Raw genomic sequence first — 18,922 nt, 5'->3', positions numbered from 1 at the left:
TCATTCGTCGAATGGGGTAAAAGAAAGATGACAATGCGCCTGTTTTGCCGGGCAAGATTGATCGCTCTTACTGGTAGCTTTTCTCTTCTGCTCGCGGCCTGCGCCGCACACGGTCCGCAAAAGCCGGAAGAGCATGTCCAGTCGGTTCCGGGATTTGCCGATTTCATCGCGGTGGAAGATGCAACCGTCTGGCTAACGAACAGGGGACGGGTCGAACACTGGTCGCGCAACGGCAAACTCGCTGAAGTCCCGATGCATCATCCCTGCGGCGCGATGGCGGTCGGCTTCGGGTCGCTCTGGGTGGCCGACTGCGCCGACGGGACACTCAATCGCATCGACCTGAAGACCGCGAAGATCTCGACTGTCGTCAAGACCGGGATTGCGAATCCCAAGGGCGAGACGAACGTCGTCATTGGCGATGGATCAATCTGGATCGCAAGCGATAGAAGTGGGACGATCACGCGCGTGGACCCTGCCAACAACAGCATCTCAGCGATCATCCCCGTTGATGCCGACAGCTTCTACCTATCGTTTGGCCTGGGGTCTCTCTGGGCGACGACACCAACGCTCCAGGAGCTTGAGAAGATCGATCCCAGGACGAACAGGCTGGCGCTGAGAACGCCTCTTGGCGCGGATCCGGGATTTCTCGTCGCCGGTGAAGGTGCGGTCTGGGTGCAGGAGCAGGGCGACGGGACCGTAGCGCGCATCGCTCCCGACACGGGACGAGTGACCGGCCGGGTCAAGGTCTCCGAAACGCTGAAATACGGAGATATCGACGCAGGTGGCGGCAGGATCTGGCTTCGGACGACGGACGGCCAGACCTATGTCGTGATCGATCCTGAAACGCTCGAAATCCTTGCACGAACGGGAAAACAAACGGGGAGTGGCGCCTTGCGCTATACGAACGCGGGGGTGTGGACGACCTCCCACGACATCCATACGCTATCGTGGTGGTCCCCAACTGTCGTGTCGCTCAGCGAAGCGCGCCAGCCGTGATAAGAGTGCCACCCGTCAGCCAGCGGGCGTCGTCGGACGCAAGGAAGACGGCGATCGGCGCGATATCCGACATTTCGCCCATGCGCCAAGAGGAGTCTGCGCGCTCACGGCACGTTCCCGCTCGGTCGGAATCATATTTGCCAACCAAGTGCCCTCCATCCGGGTGAGCCCCGGATTCACCCCATTGAACCGCGCCGGGATTTCCGGAGACCTCAACTCTTGAGAGAGTGGGGTCACGACGAGGAAGGCGGATCGACCATTTTCCACGAGAGTTCCGCGAGCGCGCGATGCGCCTGGTGTTGGAGCAACAGGCGAGCATGCGCCGCAATGGGCGGCGATCTGTTCGGTGGCGGCCAAGACTGGCTGATCGAGCGAGACGCTGCGCAGTTGGGTGCGCCAAGCCTGCCGCGCGTGCGTGTGATCCGCAGCGGTTGCCGTCCTGCGAGCAGCGCGATGCCAGGCTGCGTGACGACATCCGGCGCGTACACGCGGAGAACTTCAGCGTCTGGGCAACATACCCATGCCACCAACACGCATGCCGCAATCCCCGGATGCTTACGTTTTGGGAGGCTCACGACGAAAAAATACGCGCATTACCAAGGGGTCAATCCAAATAAGTACCGTCACGAGCCTCATTTCCCGTGACGGCACTTTCAAAATCATCGGCGATCATAATGGGCGAGGGCCGTCGATGATGGCGGTACAAGCGATCTATGCCTACCGATAGACGCCGATAGGTCACATCGTGAAAGTTTTTTATTTCAGTCCGTTACATCGAACTTTGACGTAAAACCGGCGGCGTTCGGATCGGCTAAAATCATTCCCACTCGATGGTCAACTGGTTTGATATGAAATTGTAATCATTGAACTTTTCACCGTAAAATCAAGCCGATAACAACCGCGATACCATCAAGCCAAGGAGGCTGGATTTGCGGATCTATATGGCGGCAGCTCCTGTCATAAGCGTGCGTGTATCGCAAACAAGCGTCGGGAAGATGGCCGCCGCAGGCGGGGCTTGCCTGCCTCAACACAGGGCCTTGCTGGGTTGACACGGGCCGTTTGGCTGCCCCAGTTGGGGCTGGAAAAAATGTGATCTTCGTGCTACATATCTAGCCGATCTGTAGTGCAAAGGTAGCAAATGCCTACTCCACACACCCCTCCAGCGGCCGTGCGCCGCGCCCTGCGGAAGCTCGGCGCGGATATCCACGACGCCCGCCGCCGCCGCAAGCTGCCTATGGCGGTCGTGGCGGAGCGTGCTTTCACGTCGCGCTCGACCCTGCAGAGGGTCGAGGCTGGCGACACCAATGTGAGCATCGGCATCTATGCCAGCGTTCTTCAAGCCCTCGGTCTGCTCGAAGCGCTGGGCCAAATCGCCGACATCAGCAACGACAGCGTTGGACAGGCGCTGGCCAGTGCCGATCTGCCCAAGCACGTTCATCTCAAGCGGCCAACCGGATCGTCCCGCGATGGCTGACTTCGAGGTGCATATCGATCTGCACGGTCGCACGCGCCCGATCGGATTGGCGAGGAGCAATCGCGTCCGCGGCGCAGAAACAATTCTCTTCGAGTACGAAGGTGCATGGCTTGCAGATCCAGACCGCTTCTCGCTAGAGCCGGCACTAGCATTGACGCGTGGCGCGTTCGCTCCTCCTGCTGGCCTCGCGACCTTCGGCTCGATCGGCGATTCAGCCCCAGATACCTGGGGCCGCCGCCTCATGCAGCGCGCCGAGCGTCGCTTCGCCGACCGCGAGGGCCGCGCAGTCCGCACGCTCGCGGAAAGCGACTACCTGCTCGGGGTCGCAGATGAGACGCGGCTCGGCGCGCTACGGTTTCGCTGGGTCGGCGAAGAGACCTTCCAGGCGCCGATCAGGGCCGGCGTGCCGGCCCTGATCGAGCTTGGCCGTCTGCTTCAGATCACCGAGCGGATTCTCCGGAACGAGGAAACGGACGAAGACCTTCAACTCATCTTCGCGCCCGGCTCCTCCCTCGGTGGTGCGCGGCCGAAGGCCTCCGTCATCGACCAACATGGCCATCTCTCAATCGCCAAGTTTCCGAAGGAGACCGACGACTACAGCATGGAAACCTGGGAGGAGATCGCGCTGCGGCTGGCCGGCCAAGCCGGCATCGCCACCCCACAACACGAACTTGTCGAAGTGGCCGGCAAGTCGGTGATGCTATCGCGACGCTTCGATCGCGATGGCGCGATCCGCATCCCGTTCCTGTCCGCCATGGCGATGATGGGCGCGAGGGACGGCGAACGTGGCAGCTATCCCGAGATCGTCGACGCCCTAGCCCAGCATGGCGCGCAGGGAAAGACGGACGCCCACGCACTTTATCGCCGTGTTGCCTTCAATGTGCTGATCTCCAATGTCGACGATCATCTGCGCAACCACGGCTTACTCTGGCTCGGCAAGGCGGGGTGGACCCTCTCGCCCGCCTATGACCTCAATCCGGTGCCCACCGATCTCAAGGCGCGCGTGCTGACGACGAACATCGACCTCGACGAGGGCACCTGCTCCCTCGATCTGCTCGAACAGGCGTCGGAATATTTCGCACTCACGCTGGCGCAGGCTCGAGCGATCATCAAAGAGGTCGCGACCGTGACCGCGACATGGCGCGAGACTGCCAAGGCCATCGGCGCCCGGTCGGCCGAGATCACCCGCATGGCCAGCGCCTTCGAGCATGACGATCTCACGCGGGCGCTGGCACTATGACCAGGACCTTCTTTCATAGCTTCGATCCGCCAGCCGCAAGCCCGGTCTCCGGGGCCACCGTCGATCTGGAAGTCTCCGAGATCGAGGATGCCGGGATCCGGGAGGTGCTGCAGACGCCAGGCGCGGCCTATGGCGCCTGGTCGATCCTCGATGCGCTGCTGACCCCGACCGGCGCAGGCACGCCGTTCGTATTCAGGGAGCCGCTCGGTCAAGCACGGGAGGTCAAGGTCGCGCTCTCCGGCCTATTCGGACGGTTCGTCGCGCGTGCCTACCTCGAGCGCTACTTCAACCTCTCGATCTTCGCCCATCTCGGCAGCCGCATGATCGACCTCGATCGCCGCCGTCAGGTCAAGATCACGCGCCTGTCCCGCGGCGACCTGCCTGACTGGATCGCCTGCGCATCCGACCTGTCTTCGCTGACCGTCGCCGAAGCAAAGGGATGCCACGATGTCGGCGGTCCAGCCAAAGCGCTGGACCGGGCATGGGCGCAGGCACGGCGGATCGACGTCACCGCCCGAGGCCGCAAGGTCACGGTGAAGCGTATTGCGATCGCCACGCGCTGGGGAATGGCGACGGCCGGTCCAGCCGATGCCCGCCTTTCGGTTCGGGATCCCGTCGAGGAAGGCGAGCCGCATACCCAGGAGGAGAAGGACGCGCTCTTTATCGGCATGCTTCGACTCCACATCGCCAATCTCATCAAACCGCTCGGGCATGCCGAACTGGCAGACGCGCTCCGCGGCCTCACACTCCAATCATTTCCGCGAAGGGTCGAAGGTGAGACCCAGCGGGCGCGTTCGCTGCTCGACGCATCCCCGGTGCGGGATGTGGACAGGGCGAGCGCCGCCATGGACGGTCTGATCGGCGGAATCGTCACCCGCGCGGGACCGCTCACCGACACCGGCGTTGAGCCTGCCGATCAAGAAGCACTCTCCCGCCTTAATCTCCGGCCCGTCTTCGTCGGGGTCGAGCACGAGCTCATTCGCGCCGCTATCGACGCCGAGCCGCAAGCCATTCGCAGCCGTCTCGCCGAAAAAGGGAGTCCGGACGAGTTTGCACGACCAGACCGTGCCGGCGGCTGGATCATTCCGCTTGGCCAAGAGCGGCGCATCATAGGCGGCACCTGAGACAACGACTGCGGAAGACAAGCATCATGGGAAACGGCCCGCCAGACCATGCGGGCAGGATCGGGGCAGAAGACATGGACGCGCAGGAGAATGACCTCTCGAACGAAGCCGCGGCACTTGCCGACATTCTCAAATGGTCGGCGAATCTACCCGCCTGGCAGCGCGATGCGCTCAGGCGGCTGTGCGGTCAGTCCAAGCTGGAGACTGCCGACATCACGGCGCTCGTCGCGATCTGCAAAGGCGCTGATGCCGGCAGTCCGCTCGATGCGAACCACGTCAGGGATCCTGCAGCCAGCCACGCCGTCGTGAGCCTCGGCGCTCTCCATGGCCTCTCGCACGTCAATGCCCTTGCGCCTGGAGAGCGGCTGAGCTTCGGCAAATCCGGCCTCACCGTCATTTATGGCGATAATGGCGCCGGCAAGTCCGGCTACGCCCGGGTCCTCAAGCAGCTCTGCCGCGCGCGATCCCCGAAGGGCGACGCGATCCTTCCCAACATCTATGCGGCCGGCTCGGGCACTCCGGCCGCCAGCATCGACTTCTTCATCGGCGCCCAGAAGCGAAGTGCATCATGGACCCAGGGTAGCCCGCCCGACGCCATGCTCTCCGCAGTGAGCGTGTTCGACTCGCGGACTGCCAACGTCCATGTCGAGAACACCAACGACCTCGCCTACACGCCGCTGCCACTCCGCATCCTCGCGGGCCTGGCGCAGGCCTGTCAGGACGTCAAAGCCAAACTGGCTGCCGAAGTAAAGGCATTCCAGGAACAGACCCCGGCGGTTCTTTCCAAACCCGAATGCAAGCCGGAGACCATAGTCGGCAAGCTGATCTCCGGCCTGTCAGGCAAGACTAAACCGGAAACCATCGAGAAACTTGCCGGCCTGGCAGCCGAGGAAGAAACCCGACTTCAAACGCTCAACACCGACCTGGCCAGTGACCCGGCGCGCACCGTTCGCCAACTCCAGGGCCAGGAAACCCGGATCAAATCAGCGATCGAGCAGCTCGAACGGCTGATCGCCGCCGCGACCGACGAAAGCCGGGCGGCGCTACGCGGGGCCCATACGCAACTTGCAACGGCACGCTCTGCCGCCGCGGCCGCCTCAGCCAATCTGTTCGCCGACGAGCCTCTGCCCGACATCGGCTCGGACGTCTGGAAGGCCCTGTGGGAGGCGGCCCGGGATTATTCGCGCGCCTCCGCCTATCCCGATCGCCCGTTCCCCGTAACCAAGATTGGCACCCATTGCGTCCTGTGTCAGCAGCCGCTCAGCGAGGAAGCCTCCAAGCGGCTCAGCAGTTTCGAGACTTTCGTGCAGGACGAGAGCAAGCGCCGCGAAGAGGAAGCTGCAACCGCATATGCCGAAAAGCTCGACGAGATCTCGGCGCACGCCATCTCCATGAAGGATCTCATGGTGATCGTTGCGACGATCCGCGATGATGTCGGCCAGGAGGAAGCCGCCAGCGCTCTTCGCCGCGAGATTCTCCAGTTGGCGTGGCGACTGCGCGCCATCCTGAGAACCCACGGCCTTGCGGTCCTGCCTGATCTTCCGCCGCCAGGCGCCATCTCGCTCGATCCCCTGCGCACGGCGCTCAGCGGCATCGCCACGCGCATCGAAGGCCTGCAGTCGGAAGCCAGCTCCCCGCAGCGCGCCGCGCTTGTCGCCGAGCGTGATGGCCTCGCCGATCGCAAATGGCTCGGCGTGGTGAAATCCGATGTACTGGCCCAGATTGATCGCCTCAAGGTCATCGAGGCGGTCGAGAAAGCCAGCAAGGACACCGCGACGACTAAGATCACCACTCAGAGCTCCCGTATCGCCCAAGCGTTGGTCACCAACCGCCTGCGCGGGAGGTTCGCGATCGAGGTGGACAAGCTCGGCGTCGCCGGCCTCGCTATCGAGCTTCAGCAGGCCAAGACCACGGCTGGCGTCCCCTTTTTCCAGGTCCGACTGATCAACAAGCCAAGCGAACCGGTCGGCAAGGTCCTGAGCGAAGGTGAACATCGCTGCGTCGCGCTCGCCGCTTTTCTTGCCGAGTTGTCGACCATCGATGCGCAATCCGCGATCGTGTTCGACGATCCCGTCTCCTCGCTCGACCACTTACATCGCGACAGGGTGGCGGCCCGGTTGGCCGAGGCCGGCCAGACGCGCCAAGTCATCGTCTTCACCCACGACATGGCGTTCCTGCTTCTCCTCGATGAGGCCTGCCGAGCGACCAAAGACCGTGAGGCGACGCCCGTTGCATATCGCCTGATCAGCCGCGGGACGGAGAACGCCGGCTATTGTCACCAGGACCCGCCGGCCAACGTCATGCCGCTCGACAAGGTGATCGACGGAATGAAGACGCATCTGGGCAACGTGAAAATTCATCACGAACGCGGCGACCAGGCGAAATGGCTACGCGAAGTTACGTCCTTTCAGGATCAACTTCGCACGACTTGGGAACGCGCCGTCGAGGAGATTGTCGGGCCTGTGATCCGCCGCCTATCGCGCAAGGTGGACACGACGGGCCTCATCAAGCTTACCGTCCTCACCGATGTCGATTGCACGGCCATGCGGGAAGCGTTTGGCCGTTGCTCGGCGCTCCTTCACAGTCAGCCCGGTGAGATCAATCCCCGGCTGCCCGCGCCATCGGTGATCGAGGCTGAAATCGACGCACTTGAAAAGTGGATCGCCGATATCCGTTCGCGGCAGGAGAAGGCCGCATGATGATGAAACCTCAGGCCGCCCGGCCTCGCGCTGGAGGCGCCCTGTCATGGTCAAATGGTCCGAGATGAAACGGGCGTCCGATGTTAACCTAGCGGTCTGGCCCCACTACCGCCCCCTGTTCGAGCGCTGGTTTATGCAAGAGCTTGTCGACAAGGGAGAACTCGCGCCGATTTGGCGCGAGCGCATGGTGCCGGGTGATAATGACACGGTCTTTGCCGACCACTATCCCGATCGCGAAACTGCCGTCGCGGCCGCGAATGCACTCAACCCCTCCTTGCGGCAGACGCTCTTCGCGCGCGACATTGACCTCGTCGTCAAGCGCTCGCTCGCACTCAAGATCGACAAAGCCTTGCAGGCCAAGCAGCGGTTACAAGACGAAGAAGGGCTGATGTTGGCGGAAGCCTTGCGCCGTCATGCCGACGACGAGCGGCCGGAAGCCGACGCCTTGAAGCTCGCGACGGACTCCGAACGCTATCGTCAGGATCTCGCCGAACAACTGGCTGCAATGCCGTATCTGAGGGTGGCCAAGGTCGGCCGCTCGAACAACCGTTGGACCCACGCCCTCCTCTACCTTGGGCCGGACGGTGTTTGGTCGAAACCCTACCACGCCGGCGAGAAGGCCGCATTGATGGCTGAACGCGCCAAGATCGCCAACGGATTCGGACTGAGCGCCAGCGCCCATTGGGGGAAGACGAAGGCCGCAATCCGACAAATCCTTCTGCCCCGCGCTAATCAACTGCTCCAGCTCGCGAGCGTACAACGAATGCTGGCCGAAGCTCTTGCACGTGGTGAACGAGTATTGGTCTCAAACGGGATCGTCTTCTGGCACGAGCCGGATGGCGGTATCGGCTGGCAAGTCAAAGAGACCTCGTCGACGCGCGAGTCCGAAGGCGCGACGATCTGGAAGGAAGGGACGATTCTCTCCACAAACCACGGCCGCTTGGTCGTGCTGCCCTACATCAAGGAAGGTGGTGAGCAGGTTCGTGGGCACACCAAGAACTGAACCGCCCCGGGATCGACGGAGACCGGTTTGCACAAGTTACGCAGCCATGGGGATGGGGGCCATAGCGGCGTGGAACCGTTGCTCCGCCTCGGCCGGCGTGATGTTGCCGATGGGTTCGAGGATGCGGCGATTGTTGAACCAGTCGACCCATTCGAGGGTGGCATACTCCACGGCATCGAACGATCGCCATGGCCCGCGCCTGTGGATCACCTCGGCCTTGAACAGGCCGTTGATCGTCTCGGCCAGGGCGTTGTCGTAACTGTCACCGACACTGCCGACCGAGGGCTCGATCCCGGCTTCGGCCAGGCGCTCGGTGTAGCGAATGGCGACGTATTGGGATCCGCGGTCCGAATGATGCACGAGGTTGCCTGTTCCTGACGGGCAGCGCGCATGGATCGCCTGCTCCAGGGCATCGAGCACGAAGCTCGCATGGGCGGTCCGGCTGACGCGCCAGCCGACGATATACCGGGCGAACACGTCGATGACGAACGCCACGTAGACGAATCCGGCCCAGGTCGCGACATAGGTGAAATCCGAGACCCAGAGCCGGTTCGGCGCCGGTGCCCTGAACTGCCGGTTGACGCGATCGAGCGGACAGGGCGCGCCCTTGTCGCTGATCGTCGTGCGCTTCGGCTTGCCGCGGATCACGCCCTGCAGCCCGAGATCACGCATCAGCCGCGCGACCGTGCAGCGGGCGACTTCAATCTTTTCCCGGCCCAACTGACGCCAGACCTTCCGCACGCCATAAACCCCGAAATGCTCCGAGAAAACCCGCAGGATTTCTGGCTTCAAGACCTCGTCGCGCTTGCTTTGAGCGGATCGCCGATCGGGCTCACGCCGTTTGCGCAGCCGCTCATAGTAGGCTGACGGGGCGATCTGCAGCATCCTGCAGATCGGCTCGACCCCGTATGCCGCGCGGTGCGCGTCGACGAATGCCGTCATTTCCGAAAGGGGCGGTCGAGCTCCGCCTGGGCGAAATACGCTGACGCTTTCCGCAAGATCTCGTTGGCCTGACGCAGCTCGCGGTTCTCGCGCTCCAGTGCCTTGAGCCGATCCGCGGTCTCGGCTGGAACGCCGGCCCGCTTACCAGTTTCGACCTCGGCTTTCTTGACCCATTCGTTCAGCGTATGCGCCGAACAGCCGATCTTGCCCGCAATCGACACCATCGCCGTCCAGCGCGACGGATGCTCGCCCTCATGCTCCAGAACCAGCCGCACCGCCCGGGCACGGACCTCAGGGGAAAACTTCTTCACAGAATTGCTCATCAGACCTTCTTCTCAGGAGAAAAGGTCTCCGCCAATCCCGGCGCGGTTCAAACGGCCCGAACGACGGGCGTGCCCTGCCGCGCCATCGTGACCACTATGTCGAGATTCCCTTCTCGCTTTATGACGGAGATCTGATGATCGGGCTGTTTGGCGAACTACCTTACGAATGATATAGGAGGGACCCCTCTTTCATTCGCTCCGCTTGCGGTCCCGAATATCGAAGCCGGGCACCGATAGGCTCACGATCATATCAATGAAGCGCTTTGCCTCAGCGATAATTTCCTCAGCCTCGCCTTGATTACTGAAACGACCCTGATGCACAACCTCGTTGCGAACTTTATTGATCTTTTCCGCCGAAGCAATCAACGCTTTGGCAGTTTTGCTCTTCTTCGGATGGGCAAAGTAGATCGGCACGAATAGCCTATCGATCTTGCCGCGCAGCCCATTCGCCCAGAGAAGGAATTGATCAACGATGGCGGCATCGAACTCCGTTTGCCGCGCCCATTCGTGCCTTATGGCGTAGTTGGCGGCGATCTCCGCAGCCGTCGAGCATCTCACGATCGCCGCCGACGGTTCTTCACGCAGGTGAAGTCCGGACAACTTGTTCCATTGGGACTGCAGTTTTTCGAGGTCGGATCGTTCGTTGTACGGTTTTTTCCTTTTCGCGCGGTGCGCTTCGCTTGAATCAGCCATGCGGCCCTCCCGTTTTCCTTCTTATCTCCCACTGCGGCTGACGCTTACGACCCTCTTCCCGAGAACCTTGAGCCCAAGCGATTGGTAGCGGTGGTAGGGTTTCCGGGCGATCCCCATCACTCGATGGTCAACAGGTCGAATTTCGCATTGTAACTATTCAACTTCCAAGTCAGGTTCCGAACCCATCCAACTGCGATACCACCAGGGTCAAGGAACTGGATTTCCGAATTCTCTACAGCATTGCTACCCGCCCTAAGCGCGCTCCGATCGCAAACAAGCTTCGGGAGCCCCCTTCGCCCATCTCAATGAAGCTGGAGGACACTCTACCCCGTCCCTGACCAGAGCAAGCGTGCGATTAGGATTTAGCTGGCGGCAGGTAATTCGCCCAGTTCAGCCGCACATAGTCCGCCATACCCTGTGCGGGCGCATAGGGCGGGTAAAGTCTGCGAAAGGCGGCCAGAGCCGCTGCGGGCTCTTGAGAGCCCAGTGCATTGGTGTGCTTCAGCAGATAGAGCAAGGCGATCGACGGCGACCGCGAAAAGCCCTGGTTGCAGTGGATCAGGACCTTGGCGCTTGCGATATGGCGGTCGACAGCGCCCAGCGCCGTGTCCACGATGATCGGCGCGATGAAGGAGACCTGCGCAACATCGACCAGGTTGAGGATCAATCGCCCCGGGCGCTCCGCCAGCAGATATTCCGGGTGCTGCTTCGGCGCCCCCTGGCCGGTGTAGCCGAGCGCATGGCGGTGATAAGGCTCCTTGCAAGCGTGCACCACAAACCACCCGGCCTGCCCGCGAATGGCCGCCTCATCGTCCTGAGATCCGACGAAGAGGTTGGGATATACCTCGATCATGGCGCGCCCCCGTCATTCCCCGATCTGGCCACCCGCAGAAGAGCGCCGACAATCGGCATGTGAATGAAGAGTTCCTCACAGGGCCGGCCGGTGGCCGCCCGCACCGCCTCAGCGTAGACGGCGAGCTGCGGGGCATAGTGGATCGCCCGGTCCGCCCACTGATCGGGAGACCCCGGGAAGCTTTTGTGATCGATGATGGCGAACCCCGTGGCCGTCTCAATAAGCAAGTCGATCCGCCCGGTCGCGAGTTGCTCGCCCAGGGTCGCGGTCACCGGAACTTCCGGCCTGCGCTGTGCCGTCGGCCATCTTTGGTTCAGCGCCTCGTGAAGACGATCAGACGCTTCGAGTGCGTTACGCGCAGAGAACCCGGCGACACCCCACCGATCGAGGATGGCCTGGGCGTCCGCCTCGCGCACGGCAAGGGTGCGGGCCGGACTGTCGTAGGCCAGGATGGCATGAACGGCTTCGCCAAGGCTCGCCATGTCGCTGACGCCGTCGAGCCGAAGCCGCGGGCCAAGATCCAGCGTCTCAACGATACGCCAGCCCGCCTCCCCCTGAGCAGCACTTGGCCGCAGATGCAGCAGCACCGCTGCCGGCCGCTCTGGGGCTGCCGGCCGAACAAAGGTCTGTTGGATAGCCCGATCTGCGGCGTCATCGCCGGCGGCAAGGGGCTGCACATCCGCGACGAAGGTCTCGTCGCCCACCTGGATCAGGTTGTCACCTTCGGGCGGGAACGTCAGCCGCGGCGGCCCGTCTGGCGCATCGAGAACTTTCAGCCAGTTCAGAGTCCCCTTAGCCGGGGGAGCAAACACCAAATAGTCGCGCGCCCGGGTCACCCCGACATAGAGTAGGCGGGTGTCTTCCTGCACGGCCCTACGCGAGGCGGCCTGGCCCATGACTGACCCCACAGCGCTGACCTCAAGATCGCTTCCTGAACCGGAGAGCCCGTAAGGCCAGGGCCAGTAGCGGATCCACCGGTTCGCCAAGGGCCGGCGCCAATCGAGCTCACCATCCACCTCCGCGGCCGGCTCGAACAGCCGTGCCTTGGGATCCCAAGACAGGCTGGCCAGCACCACCATCGGCCATTCAAGGCCCTTGGCGCCATGGTAGGTCATCACCTGGATCGCGTCGGCGGCAAGGCTTGGCGGCCGCTCCGGATCGGCGGCTTTCAGCGCCAGCAGGAAGCCCGATGGGGTCGCCGGCGCGCCGGACGACAGACATTCGGCCTCATAGGTCCGCGCGAACCCCCGCAGGGCCTCCAGATCGTCAAGCCGGATCGCGTGGTCGCCCCATCCCTCGACCTTGGCGATGACCTGCGGCAGCGCCAGGATCGCATCGAGCGCCTCGGCCGGGGTTAGGGCGAGGATGTCAGACCGCAACGCAGTCAGCGCCGACGCAATCGGCACCTCGGCAAGCAATTGCTCCTCGCCCTCCTCCGCAGCGGCGTGCAGCCAGGCGTCGGACTCCGGGTCGTCGCCGAAGAAGCGCGCCATCTCGGCCAAAGCCAGGCGATCGGAGGGATCGGCGATCCAGCGATAGGCGGCCAACGCCAGCTCAACGTGCGGCGTGCGCGCCAAACCCTGACGCTCGACCGCCACCGGCAGGCCTTCCCGACTCAGCGCCGCCGCGAACCGCCTCACATCGGTATTGGTGCGACAAAGCACGGCGATGTCGCCGACCCGGAGTGGCCGGAAAACGCCCGTCGGTTCTTCGACCGTCCAGGTCCTCGCGTCGTCAAGCGCGCGGCGCACGCCGCGGGCCAGGCCGGCCGCCTGTTCTTCGACCTTGCCGATCAGGGGCCAGTAGGCCAGCGCCTCCTTGTCGAAGCCGACGTCGCTGCGGGCCGCTCGGGAAAAGGCATGCCGCTCCGGCGGCAGGCCCATGCGCTCAAAGGCTGGACCGAAGGCGGTGTTGGCGAGGCGCACAATGTCAGGCCGGCTGCGCCAGGACACCGACAACACATCACCTTCTGCCGCCGCGGCCGCGCCGGCAAAAGCCGCTTGGGTTAGTTCTGTATCGGCGCCGCGGAACGCATAGATCGCCTGCTTCGGATCGCCCACCCAGGTGCTGGCGTCGGCGATCTCGGCTAGGGCCGTGAACACCGCCAACTGCAGCGGGCTGGAGTCCTGAAACTCATCCACAAAGACCCGGCTGATCCGCTCCTGCAACCGGCCGGCTAGCTCAGGATCGCTCAGGACCTGAAGCGCCAAGGCCTCCTGATCGGTGAAGTCGACCAGGCCGCGCTCCGCCTTGTGCGCCTCGTAGGCCTGCAGTGCCTGGGCCGCGCAGCTGAAGATTTCGCGGATAAAGCGCACCCCATCGGCCCTCAGCCGGGGATGCTCACCGTGCCGGCCGGCGGCCGCGGCCACGCTTTGCAAAGCCCGGTCATAGTCCCGGCCGTCCTTGGTGGGCGCGCAACTGACCTTGCAAAGGCCGGCCCAGACCGACCAGGTCAGCGCTTCGCCACGGGACGTGCGAATGTGGGCGGCCCGCACCCGGTCGATCCCGCCTTTGACCGCGGAAGCGCTCGGTGTCGCAGGGGCGTGGGCGACGGCCTCGGCCAGGGCGGCGGCCAAGGCCGCATCCAGCGGCGCGGCGTCTGCCGCTGGCGGGGTGAACAGCTCCAAATAGCTGGCCACTGAGCGTTCCGCCGAAGCCGCCAAGGCGTCAGCGGACAGGCCGTTGGCGCGGGCCAAGGTCAGGATAGACCGCACCGTCTTTCGCCAGTCCGGCGGATCGCGGCCCGGCGGTTGCGGATCATCATGACCGAAGGCTTCCGCCAGCTCATTGAGGATCGCCGCATGGGTCCCGATCGCCCCGTCAGCGGCAATGGCGAAGATCAGCGGCTCCTGGGTGTCGGCGATGACATTGGTGGCGGTCGAGCGGCCAAGCTCCAGGGCGAATTCGCCCACGATCTGGCCGCAGACGGCGTTGACCGTGCCAAAGCGTGCGCCCAACAACCGGCCAGCCAGGTCCACCCGACCCTGACCGAACAGAGCGGTGCGCGCCCGTTGCACCAACTCGTCGGCGGCGCGGATGGTGAAGGTAGTGGCCACGACCTCCTCAGGCGGTCGCGTGGCCACATCCACGGCGATGTCGCCCACGATGCGCGTGGTCTTGCCGGCGCCGGCAGCGGCGGTGACCACCTGGATCGTTCCAGCCATCAGAGCGCCTCCACGCCAACCCGGCAAAGGCCGGTCAGATCACAGAACCGACACGGCTCCTTCGACGCTTCGAACATCAGCTCCGCCGGCCGGTGATCCGCCGCTTCACCCACCCCCGTCGCCAAGAGGTTGCCGCCATCGAGTTGGGAGCGCCAGAGCGCCACGTCGTCGATCACCCCATGCAAGGTCTCGTCGAGCCTGCGGACCGCCTCGATATCCTCCTCCGCCAGCAAGGATCCGCGAGGTGCGAAGAGCCGCCGTTGTCGCAATAGGTAGTAGGCGCCGGTCGCGGCGGTGCCGGGCTCGGCGATAGCTCCGTATACCGCCAACTGCACGGCGCGACCTTCGGCGATCTCCTCGCGATATCGCCGTGCCGAGCGGGTCCACTTCAGGTCGATCACGGCCGGCGTCGCCCCCTGGCGCACCAGCAGATCCAAACGGCCCTGCAAGGCCAAGCCGCCCACCTCGCCTTCGCGATCCAACTCAGCGCCGACCACCTCAAGGCCGCGCGCGTGCAGGGTCCGCACCAGCGCCTCCAGGGCCGCCGGGACTCGTTCGCGCGCCGCGGCGAGCTCGCCAGCGAACTCCGGCTGCTGAAGAGGGGCGGCCATCCTGGGCAACAGTTCCTCGAATAGCGCGGTGGCCCGGCTTCGGATATCGGCGACCGCAGGCGGCGGACCAGGCGGTAGGAGGCGGTTGGCGATCTCATGGGCCAGGTTGCCGAATAGCTGGTTTGCCTCCGGAATTTCCGCAAACCGGCCCGCCCGCAGGCGCAGGACGTCCTGAGCGAACCAGCTCAACTGGCAATTCAACAGCCGGCCCAAGGTGGTGGCGCTCTCGCGGCGGTTCGCCAGACGGGCCAGCCCGGCTGCTGGGACCCGCCACCTGGCCCGCGGCGCCGGTGCATCCATGATGTCCACGGCCGCCCGAGGCAGCACTCGCTGAGCCAGTTGCGCGGCCGGCTCCGCCAGAAGGCGCTCGGCCCTCCAGCGGACAAGCTCGCCGGCTTGCTCGATCATGAGGTGGAGCTGATGCTCTAGCGGGTGAGCAACCGTCTCGTCGGCGCCGGACAGGGCCGGCCGGACAAACAGCGCCTGCTCGCCGGCCCGCAGCACTGCGTCGGCGTAGCCGCCACTGATCCGCGCCGCCGCCTCAGGAGCCGACTCCAACCCCACGCCGGCGGCCGCCAGCACCGCCTGTTCCGCGCGGCTCCAGGTGGTGGGCGCCACCTTCTCGCCGGGTCCGACGAAACTCCACCAGACAAGCCGCAGGGCCGGCGCCCATAGGGCGCCTGGCGTATGGATCGCGCGCAGTCCCCCAGCCTCCGCGGCATGACCTGGGTTGGCGACGCCCTCGGCCAGGACTTCGGCCAACACCCGTTCGATCAGCAGCGCCGGCAAGACCTCGAGCTCCAGGGCGTCGATGGCGCGGACAAAGGCGCCCGCCGCGGCGCCGACGGCCAAAAACAGGGCGTCGCCGCGCCCCGCGTCGGTCGCCACGGCCCATGCGGCCACGCGGCCGGCAATCTGGCGCGCATTGGCGACGCTCATGCCTTCGGCGCGGCCAAACTGGCCGCCCTGGGTCCAGGCCCGCCACTGCTCCACCTGGCGCGCCACCTTGCGCGCGGCCGCGGCTGGGTCGGGCTCGTCCTCGCGCTCCAGCAGGGTCGCCGCGATATCTTTCCACGCCTGCAGCCACGCCGGGCCACCGAGCCCGGGCTCGGCGACAAGAACACGGGCAAGCCGGCCCGCCGCGAACCGTCCGATGGGCGGGCGCGGCAGCATCAGCAGATTCAGGAGCGCTTTGGGATCAAACGGGCGCCAGGCAACCGCGAAGGCCAGGGGCAGGACCTGCAAGGCACCCCGCCAGGGCGAGGGCTTGGAGAGGCCCAGCGCCGGAAGGCCGCGGGCCGCCAGGGCGTGGTCCAACAGCGCCGTGTCGCCATCCGGCGCCAGCACCACCGTGCCCGCCAACGAGGCTTGGTCACCGGCCGCCAGCCAGTCAGCGACCGCCTCGGCCGCCATCAGCGCAGTGTCCGCCTCGACCAGGGTGAACGAGCCGTCGCCCACCAAGGCCTCGGACGGTTCGCCACGAAGGGTGGCCTGCACTCGGCCAAGATCCGTCGAAGGGCCAGCGGCGGGTTCGGCAACCCCGTCCTCCAGCACCACGCCGGCGCCCTGCAGGGCGTCTAGGAGGCGCCCCCAGGCCGGGGCAAAGCGAGCCCGCGGTTCCAGGAGGCGAAGCTTCTTGAGGCGCAGGCCCGGCCGCACGCCCACCGCCGTGACCAAGGCGGCCAGACGATCGGCAAGTCCGGCGGGCATTGGCGCACCGGCCGACTCCGCCGCAGCCAAATCATCTAGCCGGACAGACCCAAGCGCGGCCCCAGTCCACCCCCCAGCCGCCAGGGTGTCCCGCCAACCGAGCAACTGGACGGCGGTCGACCACGGGTCTTTGCTGAAAGAGGCCGACCAGAACCGGCTGTCGCCGGCGGCGCGCAGCTTCGCCACATAGGCTGCGATGCGAATCGCCTTGGGGACCGGTGGGCCAAGCAGGCCTAGTTGGGCTTCGAGTGCGTCGACCAACCCTGCAGGCCCTACGACCGCACAGTCCAACGCGCCCGCGCCGCCGCCGGGGTGGTCAGGGAACGTTCGCCCGTCCGCCGCCATGCCAAAGAAAAGCTGCATCCTGGCCCCTCCCCTGGGACGACATCATAGGCGCTTGGGAAGACACAATCTACGCGTGTTGCGACAACTTCACCTGCCGGCCGACACTGAGGCCTCGCTTCGACCTGCGAATACCCTATTTGACAGCCTCAAGACCTGCGGCTTCGACAGGATCATCATCTTGGTGCGCGGGCGGCGGCAGGGCGGGAAGCCCGTGTTTGGCTCGGTATGCGCCGATGAAATCTGGGTCTTGGCAGATGCAGGGCGTGGCCGCCCCGGCGGGGGGCTTGCGGACATTGAGGCTCAAGCGCTTTCCGGCCGCCCGGGTCAGGTCGAGCACGGTCTTGGTTGGCAAGGCGATGGCGCGCAGCCCCGCGGCCTCCGCGACGACATCGGCGGCCAGCATCACCCCGGCCATCGCCGACTGGAACGCCAGCGGCGCCTCTAGCGGCGGGCGTCCCGCGCCCGTGGGAGCGAGACCACCCCCACAGATCGCCTTTGCGTAAAATTGGCGCAGGGGCTCGCCGGCGAATTTCAGCAGGCTTCCGGGCGACAGGCCCAGACGGTCAGCGGCGTCCTGGACGAAAGCTTCACCCACCGGCTTGCCCAACACCAGGAGGTCGCGCAACGGCAGAAGGTTAGCGGGATCCTCAGGCAAGCCGAGCGCCCGGGCGATCAACTGATCTTCATGGGGCACCACGCCGTCCGGAAGATAGAGGCAGGCCAAGCAGGCGTGGTCGCCCAGGAAGTCGTGGCGTGAGACCCCAAGGTCACCAGCCTGGGTCCAGGCGTTGAGTACCCGCTTGGGCAAGGCGGCTTGGACGGCGATGCGGTCCTCCGCGCTGTCCAGCGCCGCAACCACACGCGGCAGAACGCAGTGCCCGCGGCCCTGAACATATTCATCCCAGTGCGTTACAAACGCCGTGGCGCGGAAGGAGCCCGTGGCGCACAGCACCTGGCGGGACAACTCGACCTTGACTCTCCCCACATCGTCCTGGGTGGCCAGCACATACCGCTGCAGGTTGGAGAGCTCGACCCGCTCGTGATCGATCAGATGCAGGTCGCCGGTTAGCCCGGGGACCCGCGCCAGGGCCCAGATCGCGCCATTCCCGATCGCCCCCAGGCCCACCAGAGCGGTTGACTCCAGATTTACCGCCTCGAGATCGGGCCCTTGCAGGGCGTCCTTGCCGGTGGAGAAATCGAACAGCGAGAGCACCGTGTTGCTGTCGAGCCGCCCGGCAGGCAGAAGATCCGCAAACACCGCGCGGAAGACATTGGCCGCCCCCTGACAGGCCGCCGCCCCCGCCCCAAACGACAGTCGGCTGGCGCCGACCCCGCGCGGCGAGCGGGTCGAGACCTTGGCCAGCCACCGATCCGACCCGATGTAGATCGTTATCGTGCCGGCCGGCGCCGCGGTGCGCCCCACCACCAATCGAACGGTGGCGGGATCGGTGGTCGACAAGGCGATGTCGGGATTGATCGCCAGCGCCAAAGCCTGCAGCCCCGGCAGAGCGGTCGCGGCGGCCTCATCGAGCGGCTTCAAGATCAAGATCGGATAGAGCCGGGCCAGCAGCCGGACCGACAGGTCCAAGATGGCTCGGCCTTCAACGGCGGAGAAAGCGGCGCGATCGAACGCTAGCTCGATGACCTGGCTTTCGAGCCGCTCACGGATGACCTCCAGGTCGGCGCCGTTCAGCGCCTGGGCGGCGCTCAGCAGCGCCCGATCGAAAAAATTGGCGAGCGCCATG

12 protein-coding genes and 1 other annotated feature are annotated in these 18,922 nt (G+C 65.0%); of the genes, 6 read left to right on the top strand and 6 right to left on the bottom strand.

Annotated elements, in window-relative coordinates; genetic code table 11:
- Positions 1-27: 27 nt before the first annotated feature.
- From AAC691_RS00400 to AAC691_RS00375, 6 genes are all read left to right on the top strand, one after another.
- Complete coding sequence (locus tag AAC691_RS00400) at positions 28-996, top strand: YncE family protein (protein ID WP_342628588.1); 969 nt, start codon at positions 28-30, stop codon at positions 994-996.
- Between the two features lie 1,138 nt (positions 997-2,134).
- Positions 2,135-2,470 carry a helix-turn-helix transcriptional regulator gene (locus AAC691_RS00395; RefSeq protein WP_342628587.1) on the top strand — a complete coding sequence of 112 codons (336 nt, stop codon included), beginning with the start codon at positions 2,135-2,137 and terminating at the stop codon, positions 2,468-2,470.
- A complete protein-coding gene (locus AAC691_RS00390; RefSeq protein WP_342628586.1) occupies positions 2,463-3,710 on the top strand; it encodes a HipA domain-containing protein in 1,248 nt (415 codons plus the stop codon). Before AAC691_RS00395 ends, AAC691_RS00390 begins: the two co-directional genes overlap by 8 nt.
- Entirely contained in the window at positions 3,707-4,834 is a 1,128-nt protein-coding gene (locus AAC691_RS00385) for a hypothetical protein (protein WP_342628585.1), read from the top strand. The genes AAC691_RS00390 and AAC691_RS00385 overlap by 4 nt, the downstream gene beginning before the upstream one ends.
- Positions 4,835-4,908: 74 nt before the next feature.
- Complete coding sequence (locus AAC691_RS00380; RefSeq protein WP_342628584.1) at positions 4,909-7,533, top strand: AAA family ATPase; 2,625 nt, start codon at positions 4,909-4,911, stop codon at positions 7,531-7,533.
- Positions 7,534-7,579: 46 nt separating this feature from the next.
- Positions 7,580-8,536 carry a hypothetical protein gene (locus tag AAC691_RS00375; RefSeq protein WP_342628583.1) on the top strand — a complete coding sequence of 319 codons (957 nt, stop codon included), beginning with the start codon at positions 7,580-7,582 and terminating at the stop codon, positions 8,534-8,536.
- A gap of 36 nt (positions 8,537-8,572) precedes the next feature.
- On the opposite strand, the gene AAC691_RS00370 is transcribed toward AAC691_RS00375, so the two are convergent.
- From AAC691_RS00370 to AAC691_RS00345, 6 genes are all read right to left on the bottom strand, one after another.
- Positions 8,573-9,801, bottom strand: a protein-coding gene (locus AAC691_RS00370; RefSeq protein WP_408906035.1) for an IS3 family transposase whose coding sequence is annotated in 2 segments (ribosomal slippage) — positions 8,573-9,510 and positions 9,510-9,801 — 1,230 coding nt in all. Because the reading frame shifts where the segments join, the coding sequence is not laid out codon by codon here.
- Positions 9,404-9,520, bottom strand: a sequence feature (AL1L pseudoknot). (Overlaps the previous gene by 117 nt.)
- A 189-nt stretch (positions 9,802-9,990) precedes the next feature.
- Positions 9,991-10,494: a hypothetical protein gene (locus AAC691_RS00365; RefSeq protein WP_342628581.1), complete on the bottom strand. Its 504-nt coding sequence runs from the start codon at positions 10,492-10,494 to the stop codon at positions 9,991-9,993.
- Between the two features lie 355 nt (positions 10,495-10,849).
- Entirely contained in the window at positions 10,850-11,347 is a 498-nt protein-coding gene (locus AAC691_RS00360; RefSeq protein ID WP_342628580.1) for a phosphatase, read from the bottom strand.
- On the bottom strand, positions 11,344-14,511 hold the full coding sequence (locus tag AAC691_RS00355; RefSeq protein WP_342628579.1) for a UvrD-helicase domain-containing protein: 3,168 nt from the start codon (positions 14,509-14,511) through the stop codon (positions 11,344-11,346). Before AAC691_RS00355 ends, AAC691_RS00360 begins: the two co-directional genes overlap by 4 nt.
- A complete protein-coding gene (locus AAC691_RS00350; protein ID WP_342628578.1) occupies positions 14,511-17,195 on the bottom strand; it encodes a PD-(D/E)XK nuclease family protein in 2,685 nt (894 codons plus the stop codon). The genes AAC691_RS00355 and AAC691_RS00350 overlap by 1 nt, the downstream gene beginning before the upstream one ends.
- Positions 17,196-17,310: 115 nt before the next feature.
- The gene (locus AAC691_RS00345) at positions 17,311-18,921 is read right to left on the bottom strand and encodes an E2 ligase fold family C protein (RefSeq protein WP_342628577.1); all 1,611 of its coding nucleotides are present in this window, start codon (positions 18,919-18,921) and stop codon (positions 17,311-17,313) included.
- Position 18,922 lies beyond the last annotated feature (1 nt).

Origin of the sequence: Nguyenibacter vanlangensis, assembly GCF_038719015.1 — a bacterium.
GTDB lineage: Bacteria > Pseudomonadota > Alphaproteobacteria > Acetobacterales > Acetobacteraceae > Gluconacetobacter > Gluconacetobacter vanlangensis.
The sequence above is the reverse complement of the archived record's forward strand: the minus strand, read 5'-3'. Positions and strand labels throughout refer to the sequence as shown.

Coding starts and splice junctions, on each gene's coding strand:
- AAC691_RS00400 (WP_342628588.1), top strand. CDS start 28: ATGACAATGCGCCTGTTTTGCCGGGCAAGATTGATCGCTCTTACTGGT.
- AAC691_RS00395 (WP_342628587.1), top strand. CDS start 2,135: ATGCCTACTCCACACACCCCTCCAGCGGCCGTGCGCCGCGCCCTGCGG.
- AAC691_RS00390 (WP_342628586.1), top strand. CDS start 2,463: ATGGCTGACTTCGAGGTGCATATCGATCTGCACGGTCGCACGCGCCCG.
- AAC691_RS00385 (WP_342628585.1), top strand. CDS start 3,707: ATGACCAGGACCTTCTTTCATAGCTTCGATCCGCCAGCCGCAAGCCCG.
- AAC691_RS00380 (WP_342628584.1), top strand. CDS start 4,909: ATGGACGCGCAGGAGAATGACCTCTCGAACGAAGCCGCGGCACTTGCC.
- AAC691_RS00375 (WP_342628583.1), top strand. CDS start 7,580: ATGGTCAAATGGTCCGAGATGAAACGGGCGTCCGATGTTAACCTAGCG.
- AAC691_RS00365 (WP_342628581.1), bottom strand. CDS start 10,494: ATGGCTGATTCAAGCGAAGCGCACCGCGCGAAAAGGAAAAAACCGTAC.
- AAC691_RS00360 (WP_342628580.1), bottom strand. CDS start 11,347: ATGATCGAGGTATATCCCAACCTCTTCGTCGGATCTCAGGACGATGAG.
- AAC691_RS00355 (WP_342628579.1), bottom strand. CDS start 14,511: ATGGCTGGAACGATCCAGGTGGTCACCGCCGCTGCCGGCGCCGGCAAG.
- AAC691_RS00350 (WP_342628578.1), bottom strand. CDS start 17,195: ATGCAGCTTTTCTTTGGCATGGCGGCGGACGGGCGAACGTTCCCTGAC.
- AAC691_RS00345 (WP_342628577.1), bottom strand. CDS start 18,921: ATGGCGCTCGCCAATTTTTTCGATCGGGCGCTGCTGAGCGCCGCCCAG.